This is a genomic window from Acidovorax facilis (assembly GCF_023913775.1).
Taxonomy (GTDB): domain Bacteria; phylum Pseudomonadota; class Gammaproteobacteria; order Burkholderiales; family Burkholderiaceae_C; genus Acidovorax; species Acidovorax facilis.
Genome location: NZ_JAMXAX010000178.1, coordinates 1 through 10,691, shown reverse-complemented (window position 1 = coordinate 10,691; position 10,691 = coordinate 1). Strand labels below are relative to the sequence as shown.

Genomic DNA, 10,691 nt, shown 5'->3' with positions numbered 1-10,691 from the left:
GTCTGACTCCGGCTCAAAAAGCCCCTCGTCAATGTTTGTTGACGCCCGGCCATTCGTCAACTGTAGTTGACGAATGGCCGGGCGTCAACAAACATTGACGAGGGGCTTTTTGAGCCGGAGTCAGACGGTGGCGAACGTATTCGCTCCCATGTCCGATGCGGGCAGGGGTTGTGGTGTTTCGCCGGCGGGCGAAGCGCAGGCCAACAGCCATTGTTGAAAACACTGCAACGCATGCAGTTGGGTGCGGCCTTCGGGATAACAAAACCAGTAGCCCATGTCGCTCCGGTAGCCACCGCGCAGCGGCGCGTCGGCCAGGGGCTCGCGCACCAGCCCGGCGGTGATCTCGTCCTGCACCAGGCAGCGCGGCACCAGTGCCAGGCCCATTCCAGCCATGACCGCGCGGATCATGGTCTGGAACTGGTCGAACTGCGGGCCCGCCAGGGGATCGATAAGGCCGGGCACCCCGTGTGTCTCGCTCCAGCGCAGCCAGGCCTCGGGCACTGTCACGTGGCGCATCAGCGTGTGGTGCGCCACGTCGCCCGGCGTGTGGACGGCCCAGTCGGCCACGCGGGTGCGCGGGGCGATCAACGCCACCTCGTTGCCGGTGATGTAGTGCGCGTGCGCGCCGGGCCAGTGGCCTTCGCCGAACAGGATGGAGCAGTCCAGCTCGGGCCGCTCGAAGTCGTAGCTGTGCACGTAGGGCACAAAGTGCAATGTGACCTGCGGGTGCTGCTGCTGGAACTGCGGCAGGCGCGGGATCAGCCACTTGGCTGCAAACGTGGGCAGGCTGGACAGGTGCAGTGCGCCACCACCGTCGTCGCTGGTGATCAGCTCCAGGGTCGCCGCCTCCAGCTGCGCCAGTACCGCGCGCACGGCCTTTTCGTAGCGTTCGCCCGCCGGTGTCAGCGCCAGGCGCTTGCGGCTGCGCTCAAACAGCGCCATGCCCACCCACCCCTCCAGCTCCTTGACCTGTTTGCTCACTGCGCTTTGCGTCAGGTGCAAGGCCTCGGCCGCGCGGGAGACGCTGCCAAACCGCGTGACCATGGAAAACGCGCGCAACAGGTGCAAAGGGGGCGAAAGCCGACGAAGAGAGGACATGGTTGCAGGGTTGGATCATTCCATTTTGGAATGTTATCAGGCGTATCCATTGCTTGGAAATTGTCTGTGCCTCACTTAACCTTAAAGCACCCCATAGGAGAAAAACCCATGAAACGCCGTCACATGCTCTCTGCGCTGGCCTCTGTATCTTTCGTTCCTGGAATGTCACTGGCGCAAGAGGGCAAGCCTCTGCGCATCATCGTGCCCTTCCCCCCAGGCGGCGCGACCGACATCACGGCCCGCAGCCTGCAGGAGCCGCTGGCCCGCATCCTCAAGCAGCCCGTGGTGCTGGAAAACCGTGGCGGCGCGGGTGGCTCCATCGGCATGGCCGAAGTGGCCCGGGCCCCTGCGGACGGTTTGACGTTGGGGGTGGCCACGCTGTCCACCCATGGTGTGAACCCTGCCGTCTACAGCAAGCTGCCCTATGACCCCACCAAGGACTTTGTGGGCGTGACCGAGATCGTGAAGGCGCCCGGCGTGGTGGTGGTCAACCCGGCCGTCCTGCCCGTCAAGGACCTTGCGGATCTGGTGAGGCACCTCAAGGCCAACCCCGGCAAGGTGTCCTACGCCACCCCGGGCAACGGCACCATCGGCCACATGTGGGGCGAGCTGTTCAAGCGCAGCGCAGGCACCGCCATGGTTCATATCCCCTACCGGGGTGCAGGCCCGGCCATCAACGATGTGCTGGCTGGTCAGGTGGGGGTGTACTTTGACCAGGTGGCCTCCTCGCTGCCCTACATCAAGGCTGGAAAACTCAAGGCGTTGGCCGTTTCCTGGCCAGTACGGCTGGATGTGCTGCCCGATGTGCCCACCTATGCCGCGCTGGGCTACAAACAGGCCAACGAGCCCTCCTGGTTCGGTCTGGTGGCCCCGGCAGGGACGCCCCCGGCGGCGATAGACCGCATCCAGCAGGCCGTGGCACAGGCCCTCAAGGAGCCTGCCGTGCGCGAGCGCCTGGCGGGGCAGGGGCTGTATCCCTCGGGCACGACCTCCAAGGAATTCACCGCACAGATTGCCCATGAGATCGACAAAATGAAGGGTATTGCCACCTACGCCAAGGTGGCGCTGGATTGAACCCACACCGGGCCTGCGGGCCCGGCGGCCATAGCCGGGGAAGACCCTTGCAGGGATATAACCATGGTCTTCACCCGGTCTGGACGGCCAGGCCAGCCGCCCCACTTTGCGCACACTCTGCCTATGCATTCAGCCTTGAAACTGATCCACCACCGCTTCCAGCACGCCCAGCCGGGCGCCACCGGGTCACCCGGACAGGCCACCCCCCCCCTGCTGATCGCAGGGTGACGGCCATGCCCGGCAACACCCCGCTGGTGCTCGACTCGCCCCACAGCGGCACGCAGTACCCCGCCGACTTCGGCTCGGCCTGCGACCTGCCCACGCTGCGCCGTGCCGAAGACACCCATGTCGAAAAAATCTACGCCTTTGCCCCTGCGCTGGGTTCCGCCTGGGTCGAGGCCCATTTCCCGCGCATCTATCTGGATGCCAACCGCGACACCACCGAGCTCGACACCAGCTTGCTCGATGGCGAGTGGACCGACCCCATCTCCACCGACCCCCAGGTGCTCAGCAAGGTGCGCCTGGGCAAAGGCCTGATCTGGAAGTTCACCGACGAAGGCGAGCCCATCTACAACCGCCAGCTCACCGTGGCCGAGGTGCGCGCGCGCATCGACCAGTGCTGGCGCCCGTACCACGCGGCGGTGGCCCAGGCCATCGATGCCGCCCACGCGCGCCACGGCTACAGCATTCACCTCAACTGCCACTCGATGCCCGCCGTGGCGGGGCGGTTTGCCACCGACTTTCCGGGCCTGGAGCACGCCGACTTCGTGGTGGGCGACCGCGATGGCACCACGGCCAGCCCGGCGCTGTCCGCGCTGATCTGTGAGCATCTGCGCGGCTGTGGCTACAGCGTGGAATACAACCACCCCTACAAAGGCGTGGAGCTGGTGCGCCGCTACGGCAACCCCGCAGAGCACCGCCACAGCATCCAGGTCGAGATCAACCGCAAGCTCTATATGGACGAGCGCACGCTGGCGCAGGTGCCCGAGGGCATGGCGCGGCTGCAGGCAGACCTGCAGGTGCTGGTGCGCAGGCTGCTCGCGCACGATCCGCGCTGACGGGCGCGCACCGCTTTCAGAGCCGCTTCTCAGGCCAGCAGCGCCGAAACGCTTTCGTACAGCAGCGCGATGCTGTCCTCGGTGGCGATGTTGCCGTGCGCAAAGGCGGCGCGCGAACCTTCCATGGCCACGAGCGACAACGCCTGAAACCCGCCGGTTTCGCCCGTGTGCAACAGCCAGCCTGCGCCTTGCATGGCGTGCGAGATCCATCCCAGCGCATAGCGGTTGGCAGGGGCGCGTGCCAGGTCTTGCAGCCCCTGCACGTAGCTGCGGGGCAGGGGCGTGGCATCGCCGCGCAGGGCGCGCAGGTGCCATTGCAGCCACAGGGCGTCGTCCCGCGCGGCCAGGCTCACGGCGCCGGCAGGGCTCAGGATTTCCAGCCATACCCGCTCGGGCGCCCCGGGCAGGCCTTGGGGCTGCAATTGCCCGCCTTCCAAGGCATGGCCTGCGGGCTGGTCGCTGCCCTTTCGCAAAGGCTCGCCAACGAACAGGGAGATGCCCAGCGGCTGGGCCACACGTTGGCGCAGCAGGTCTTCCCAGTCCTGGCCCGTGGCGGCGCGCAGCATGCGGGCCGCCAGCGCATAGCCAGCGTTGGAGTACGCAAAATCCGGGTCGGCTCCCGTGCCCCGGACAGGGGCCTGGCGCAGCAGCCACTGCAGGAAGAAGTCCTCCACTGCGGCGGGCTCTTGCAGTCGGGTGAGCACGTCGGTGCCCACTTCGCCGAGGAATATCGCCACATCCTCCGGTTTGTTGAATGCCATCACGCCCGCGCGGTGGTCCAGCAGCTGCCGCAGCGTGACGCCCTGGTAGGCGGGCAGGGCCTCGCGGGCCAGGCCGGGCAGGATCTGCGCCAGGGTGCTGTCCCAGCGCAGCAGGCCCTGGTCCACCACGCTGGCCGCCACGCACGCGGTCATGGCCTTGGTGTTGGAGCCAATCGCCATGACATCGCCGCGTTCCAGCGCAGCGGTGCCGCCCAACCGGCGCAGCCCGGCCACCGCCCCACGGGTGCGCGTGGAATCCGCCCAGCCCGTGGCCGCACCCACAACGCCTTGGGACACCAGCTTGCGGGCCTGGGACTGCAGGCGCTCCAGCAAGGCGTCGGCGCCATCGTCGCTGCTGCCGCCGCCACAGGCGGTCACCAGGGTGCCCAGGCCCGCAGCGGCCAGCCAGCGGCGCCGAGAGAGGATGGCGCCGCGCGCCGCAATGGAGTTCAGGAAGTTCATGGCATCTCGCAAAGAAAAGATGCCGGATTGTTGGAATGCGAACCTTGGGCCTACCCAAAGGCCTATTCCGACGCCCGGGCAGGCCAGCGCAGCGTGAAGCCCACGCCCCGGCCCTGCAGGCCACCGCCCACGCTCACCCGCCCGCCGAGGTGCCCCATGGCCTGCTGCGCGATGGTGAGCCCCAGGCCGGAGCCGCTGCTGCGCGCGCGGGGCGAACGCCAGAACCGCTCGAAGACCCGTGCCTGCTCGCCGGCCTCGATGCCTGGGCCGTCATCGGCAATCCAGACCATCACATCGCCTGCCTTCTCGCCCACGCGCAACTGCACCGTGCGTCCGGCCCCCGGCCCGCAGCCATGCTTGAGGGCGTTGTCCAGCACATTGCCCAGCGCCGACCACAGCAGCTGGCGGTCAAAGGCGAGCACCCAGGTGTCGGGCCCCTCGAGCGACAGCTCCACGCCCATCTCATCCGCCCAGCGCATGCGCTGGGCCAGGCAGTCCTGCAACAAGGCCATCAGGTCCTGCCGCTCGGCGTTGGGGGTGGGGGCTTCCTCCAGTGCGGCCAGGGTGAGCAACTGCTCGCTCAGGTGCGCCGCGCGCTCAACGGCGTGCATCAGCGCCTCGGACGCCCGCGCCCGCGCTGGGCCTTCAGGGGCCTGGAGGAGTACGTGGGCCTGGGTGGCGATGACCGCCATGGGCGTGCGCAGCTCGTGGGCCGCGTCGTGCACCAGCGCCTTCTCGCGCGCCAGATGGGCGCGCAGGCGGGTGAGCAAATGGTCGAATGCCTGGGCCAGCCCGCGCAGTTCGCGTTCGGGCGGCAGATCCTGCAGGGGGCGCAGGTCGTGGGCAGAGCGCGCCGCGATCTGGGCGCCAAGCCGCGCCAGGGGGCGCAGGCCCGTGCGCACGGCCAGCCACAGCGGCAGGCCCACCAGGGGCAGCGCCAGCAGCACCGAAGCCGCGAGGTCCTCGCCCATGAAGCTGAGCAGCCGCGCGTCGGACAACAGGGGCTCGGCCACCAGCACGCGCCACGCGCCCGAGGTTTCCCACGCGGCCCAGTGCGGGCGCCCCGCAATCACCATCTTGGCGTGGCCGGACGGGCCGGCAAGGGCCACGGCGGGAAGGTCGGCGGCGCTGCTGTGAAACAGCTGCCCGCGTGTGTCCTGCAACTGCAGCAGGACCTTTTCACCCTGCAACAGCTCCACATCCAGGCGCATGGCGTTGAAGGTTTGCGCCATGCCACGCACCAGCGCGCGGGCTTCCACCGGGTCGGGCATGGAGGCCAGCGGCACTGCCAGCCCCTGTGCCAGCTGGCGCACGCCCGGGTTTGTGCTCATGGTCTCGTAGTGGGTGTAGGCCATCTGCGCCAGCAGCACCAGCCACACCAGCCCCATGGCTGCAAGCAGCGCCAGCAGGGTGCGCCGCGTGAGGCTGGGGCCCCACCAGCGGTTCCATGCGCCGTGTGCAAGGACAGGCCACTTCATGGCTGCAGTCGGTAGCCCACGCCGCGCACCGTGACCACGCGCTGGGCGCCAATCTTCTTGCGCAGGTTGGAGATATGCACCTCCAGCGTGGCGGCGTCCAGCGCATCGCCCAGCGGTTCGAGCCGCTGGGCGAGCACGTTCTTGGCGACCACGGTGCCGGGCTCGCGGGCCAGTTCCACCAGCAGGCGGAACTCGCGCGGCGACAGGGCCAGCAGGGCGTCGCCCTGCCAGGCCTCATGCCGCCGGGGCGCAATCCGCAGTGTGCCCAGTGTCCATTCCTCGCAGGCCTGGCGGGCGCTGCGCCGCAGCACCGCGTGCAGGCGCGACAGCAGCTCGGGCACGTGAAAGGGCTTGAGCACATAGTCGTCCGCACCGGCGTCCAAGCCGTCCAGCCGGTCCTGCAGCGCCGTGCGGGCAGTGATGACGATCACGGGCACCGCGAGCCCCGCGCGCCGCCAGTGGCGCAGCAGCGCCATGCCCTGGCCATCGGGCAGGGTCAGGTCCAGCAGCACGGCGGCAATCTCGTTGGCGTCGGGCACGGGCGGCGTGGCGGCCACGCTACGCAGCCATTGCACCGTGAAGCCGTCCAGCTGCAGGGCCTGCAGCAGCGCTTGTCCCAGGTCCAGATCGTCTTCAATGAGCAGGATGTGCATGGCGGTGATTGTCCCCGCCCAAGCTTGCACGAAACCAAAGACCAGGCGGGAGCCAGACGCCTAAAATCACAGCACAGGCGCGGCACCAGACCGCCGCCACCTCACCAGGAGACAACGCATGCGCATTCTCATTGCCGAAGACGACCAGGTGCTGGCCGATGGCCTGCTGCGCACCCTGCGCGCCTCGGGAGCCGTGGTGGACCACGTGGCCAGCGGCACCGAGGCCGATGCAGCGCTCCTGACCAACAACGAATTCGACCTGCTCATCCTGGACCTGGGCCTGCCCAAGATGCACGGGCTGGAGGTGCTCAAAAAGCTGCGCGGCCGAGGCTCCGCCTTGCCCGTGCTCATCCTCACCGCCGCTGACAGCGTGGAAGAGCGTGTGAAGGGCCTGGACTTTGGCGCCGACGACTACATGGCCAAGCCCTTCAGCCTGCAGGAGCTGGAAGCCCGCGTGCGCGCCCTCACGCGGCGGGGAATGGGCGGCACCAGCAGCGCCATCAAACACGGCCCGCTGGTGTACGACCAGGCCGGCCGCGTGGCCACCATCGACGGCAAGATGATCGAGCTGTCGGCGCGCGAGCTGGGCCTCTTGGAGGTGCTGCTGCAGCGCGCGGGCCGCCTGGTGAGCAAGGAGCAACTGGTGGAGCGCCTGTGCGAGTGGGGCGAAGAAGTCAGCAACAACGCCATCGAGGTCTACATCCACCGCCTGCGCAAGAAGATCGAAGGCGGGCCCATCCGCATTGCTACCGTGCGCGGCCTGGGCTACTGTTTGGAAAAGATTCCAGGTTGATATGAAGCACCCCCTGAGTCGCTTCGCGCCTTCCCCCTCTCCTTCGGGAGGGGGACGCACCCGGTGGCCTGGCGGAGCCAGTTCCACGGGTGCATTGGCGTTGGCCGCGTCAGTGCACATGCTGTGGACGGACATGACGTGCCGATTGAATACTTTAAAAATGATAGCTACTAGCGCTTGATAGATAAGCGCTAGAGGCCAATTTCATTCAAAACCGCCACGGCGAACGCCTTGAAAATATTCCAGCGAGAGCAGCGATCCCTGTTCGGCGAAATCCTCGACTGGATGCTCACGCCGCTGCTGCTGCTGTGGCCCGTCAGCCTGGCGCTGACCTGGCTGGTGGCACAGGGCCTGGCCAACAAGCCGTTTGACCGGGCGCTCGAATACAACGCCCACGCCCTTGCCCAGCTGGTGGGCGTGGCGGGCAACAAGGTGCAGTTCAACCTGCCCCAGCCTGCCAGCGAGATCCTGCGGGCCGATGAGTCCGACATCGTCTACTACCAGGTGCTGGGCCCCGGCGGGGAGTTCCTCTCCGGCGAGCGCGAGCTGCCCGAGCCGCCCGCCGACGAGGTGCCCATGTCCGGCGAGGTGCGCCTGCGCGACGGCGAAATGCGCGGTATCGAGATCCGCGTCGCCTACATCTGGGTGCGCCTGCCCTTGCCAGATACCCCCGTGGCGCTGGTGCAGGTGGCCGAAACGCGCGAAAAGCGCAGCGTGCTGGCCACCGAAATCATCAAGGGCGTGATGCTGCCGCAGTTCGTGATCCTGCCGCTGGCCGTGTTGCTGGTGTGGCTGGCGCTGGCGCGGGGCATCCAGCCGCTCAACCAGCTGGAGCAGCGCATCCGCGCGCGCAACCCCGACGACCTCTCCCCGCTGGACGACCGCACGGTGCCGCTCGAAGTGGCGCCCCTCGTTGCCTCGGTGAACGACCTGCTGCAGCGCCTGAACGACTCGCTGGCCACGCAAAAGCGCTTTCTGGCCGACGCGGCGCACCAGCTCAAGACGCCCCTGGCAGGCCTGCGCATGCAAGCCGACCTGGCCCAGCGCGAGGGCACCAGCACCGAGGAACTCAAGCGCTCGCTGCAGCAGATTGGCCGCTCCAGCATCCGCGCCACACACACCGTCAACCAGCTGCTGGCGCTGGCGCGCGCCGAGGGCAGCGGCGTGGGTTTTGCGCGCCAGCCCTGCGACCTGGCCCGGCTCACCATCGAGGTGGTGCGCGACTCGGTGCCCCGCGCCCTGGAAAAACACATCGACCTGGGCTACGACGGTGCAGAGCCGGGCTCGTCCGGCGTGATGCTCGACGGCAACCCCACGCTGCTCAAGGAACTGGTGCGCAACCTGGTGGACAACGCCCTCAACTACACCCCTTCCACGCCCGACAAGCCGGGCGTGGTCACGGCCCGCGTGCTGGCCGATACGTTTGGCCATGTGCTGCTGCTGCAGGTCGAAGACTCAGGCCCCGGCGTGCCCGAGGCCGAGCGCGAGCTGGTGTTCCAGCCGTTCTACCGTGCGTTGGGCAGCGAGGCCGACGGCTCCGGTCTGGGCCTGCCGATCGTGCTGGAGATTGCGCGCAAGCACGATGCCGAGGTCACCCTGGAAGACGCACGCCCGGGCCAGCAGCCGCCGGGCGCGCTTCAGCGTGCGTTTTGCCGCGCGCGATGAAGTGGCGGGCGGCTGAACAGCACTGCCCGAATACCGGCACGCCGCAGGGGCGATGCACTAGACCCCACCGCCCCGCACCGGGCTGCGGCATCATGCGACCTCTTTGACCCGAAGCTGTCACCATGTCCCCATCACCCCGCCGTTTTGCCAACACCCACCCCGGCGTCGTCATTGGCAATTTCCCCTGGTACGAGATGGTGTGGCGCTCGCTGCGCGGCGATTTCAAACCCCGCTCGGACCCCGCCGGGGGTTATGAAGCCTTTGCCCGGCAGTGGGGCGCGCCCCTGGACCACGCGCGCCTGGCGCAGCGCCCGCAGGCACCGGTCGTCACCTGGCTGGGCCATGTGTCCATCCTGCTTCAGGTGGCAGGCCTGAACGTGCTCATGGACCCGACACTGTGCGGCTTTGCCGGGCCACTCGGCCGCTTTGGCGCACCACGCCGCGTACCGGCACCGCTGACCCCCGAGCAGCTGCCGCCCATCGACGTGGTGCTGATCTCGCACAACCACTACGACCACCTCTGCTACGGCACCTTGCGCCGCCTGCGCGACGCGGGCCAGTCGCCGCGTTTTGTGGTGCCCCGGGGCCTGGGAGGTTGGTTCACCCAACGCGGCATGGGCCCCGTGACCGAGCTGAACTGGTGGGAACACACCGACATCGCCCCGGGTCTGCGGGTGCACTTCACGCCCGCCCAGCACTGGAGCCGCCGCACCCCGTGGGATACCAACGCCTCGCTGTGGGGCGGCTACGCGCTGGAATGGGCGCGCCCGGACGCTGGGGACCCCTGGCGTTTTCTGTTTCCGGGCGATACGGGCTACAGCGACGACTTCAAGGCCATCCGCCAGCGCCTGGGGGCCGTGGACTTCCTGGCCCTGCCCATCGGCGCCTACCTGCCGCGCGATTTCATGAAACCCATGCACGTGAACCCCGAGGACGCCGTGCAGCTGATGCTGGATGTGGACGCCAAGCAGGCCATGGGCGTGCACTGGGGCACGTTCATGCTGACGCAGGAGGCGTTTGACCACCCTCCGCGCGACGTGGCCGCTGCACTGGCGCAGCGCGGCCTGCCGCAGGACCGGGTCTGGCTCATGCGCCACGGGGAGACGCGCGCCGTCCCGATGTGACAACCGGCGGCGCAAGCGATGGCTCCGCCATCGCCGCTGCTGCGGTCACGCGCAGTTGCGCAGCGTCTTGCCCGCCATGGCGCTGCGCAGCGCGTCGAACTGCGGGCGCAGTGCGTCGGTCACGGCGGGCAGGCGCAGCGTGAAGCCGGGGGACTCGGGCCGCTCCTGGATCACGCGGGCCGTGCGCACGCCCTTGTTGCCCAGGTTGGCCAGTTCGCGCTCTGCGGCCTCTTTGGACGAAAAACGGCCGAGCGAGAGGCCGTACTCCAGTGTGCCGCCTGCCCGGTCGTGGTCCACCTTGCGGGCCCGCAGTTCGGCGCGTTTGCGGTCCAGCGTTTCCAGGTCTTCAAAGCGGCCCATGTAGACCATCCAGCGGCCCGGGATGGGCGTGGGCTCCAGCAGCCAGCTGCCCGGTGGCAGGTTGGCGGCGGCGGTGCGCAGGGCGTCGGCCTGGCGCTCGTCAAATACACCGGCCTGCAGGCATTCGGCGGTATCGGCAGGGGGTGGGGAGGAAGCGGCGGAAGA

The 10,691-nt window shown here is 68.4% G+C and carries 9 protein-coding genes and 1 pseudogene; 5 read left to right on the top strand and 5 right to left on the bottom strand.

The window, feature by feature from the left end; genetic code table 11:
• Positions 1-120: 120 nt before the first annotated feature.
• On the bottom strand, positions 121-1,098 hold the full coding sequence (locus tag NFX52_RS27740; RefSeq protein ID WP_055394590.1) for a LysR substrate-binding domain-containing protein: 978 nt from the start codon (positions 1,096-1,098) through the stop codon (positions 121-123).
• Between the two features lie 108 nt (positions 1,099-1,206).
• On the opposite strand from NFX52_RS27740, the gene NFX52_RS27735 reads away from it, so the two are divergent.
• Both NFX52_RS27735 and NFX52_RS27730 read left to right on the top strand, forming a co-directional pair.
• Positions 1,207-2,172: a Bug family tripartite tricarboxylate transporter substrate binding protein gene (locus NFX52_RS27735; RefSeq protein WP_055394592.1), complete on the top strand. Its 966-nt coding sequence runs from the start codon at positions 1,207-1,209 to the stop codon at positions 2,170-2,172.
• A 233-nt stretch (positions 2,173-2,405) separates the two neighbouring features.
• On the top strand, positions 2,406-3,230 hold the full coding sequence (locus NFX52_RS27730) for an N-formylglutamate amidohydrolase (RefSeq protein ID WP_252635921.1): 825 nt from the start codon (positions 2,406-2,408) through the stop codon (positions 3,228-3,230).
• 29 nt (positions 3,231-3,259) lie between these two features.
• Here the strand turns inward: NFX52_RS27730 and NFX52_RS27725 are convergent, their stop codons facing one another.
• The 3 genes from NFX52_RS27725 to NFX52_RS27715 all read right to left on the bottom strand — a co-directional run bounded on the left by NFX52_RS27725 (position 3,260) and on the right by NFX52_RS27715 (position 6,584).
• Positions 3,260-4,453 carry a serine hydrolase domain-containing protein gene (locus NFX52_RS27725; RefSeq protein WP_055394596.1) on the bottom strand — a complete coding sequence of 398 codons (1,194 nt, stop codon included), beginning with the start codon at positions 4,451-4,453 and terminating at the stop codon, positions 3,260-3,262.
• 62 nt (positions 4,454-4,515) lie between these two features.
• A complete protein-coding gene (locus NFX52_RS27720; RefSeq protein ID WP_055394597.1) occupies positions 4,516-5,931 on the bottom strand; it encodes a sensor histidine kinase in 1,416 nt (471 codons plus the stop codon).
• The gene (locus NFX52_RS27715) at positions 5,928-6,584 is read right to left on the bottom strand and encodes a response regulator (RefSeq protein ID WP_055394599.1); all 657 of its coding nucleotides are present in this window, start codon (positions 6,582-6,584) and stop codon (positions 5,928-5,930) included. Before NFX52_RS27715 ends, NFX52_RS27720 begins: the two co-directional genes overlap by 4 nt.
• 118 nt (positions 6,585-6,702) lie before the next feature.
• Between NFX52_RS27715 and NFX52_RS27710 the strand changes: the two genes are divergently transcribed.
• From NFX52_RS27710 to NFX52_RS27700, 3 genes and pseudogenes are all read left to right on the top strand, one after another.
• Positions 6,703-7,377 carry a response regulator gene (locus NFX52_RS27710; protein WP_055394601.1) on the top strand — a complete coding sequence of 225 codons (675 nt, stop codon included), beginning with the start codon at positions 6,703-6,705 and terminating at the stop codon, positions 7,375-7,377.
• A gap of 231 nt (positions 7,378-7,608) precedes the next feature.
• Positions 7,609-9,058: pseudogene (locus NFX52_RS27705) on the top strand (sensor histidine kinase).
• 106 nt (positions 9,059-9,164) lie between these two features.
• The gene (locus NFX52_RS27700; RefSeq protein ID WP_055394604.1) at positions 9,165-10,166 is read left to right on the top strand and encodes an MBL fold metallo-hydrolase; all 1,002 of its coding nucleotides are present in this window, start codon (positions 9,165-9,167) and stop codon (positions 10,164-10,166) included.
• Between the two features lie 45 nt (positions 10,167-10,211).
• Here NFX52_RS27700 and NFX52_RS27695 read toward each other — a convergent pair.
• A partial coding sequence (locus NFX52_RS27695; RefSeq protein ID WP_252635920.1) for an SPOR domain-containing protein occupies positions 10,212-10,691 on the bottom strand: 480 nt, incomplete at its 5' end.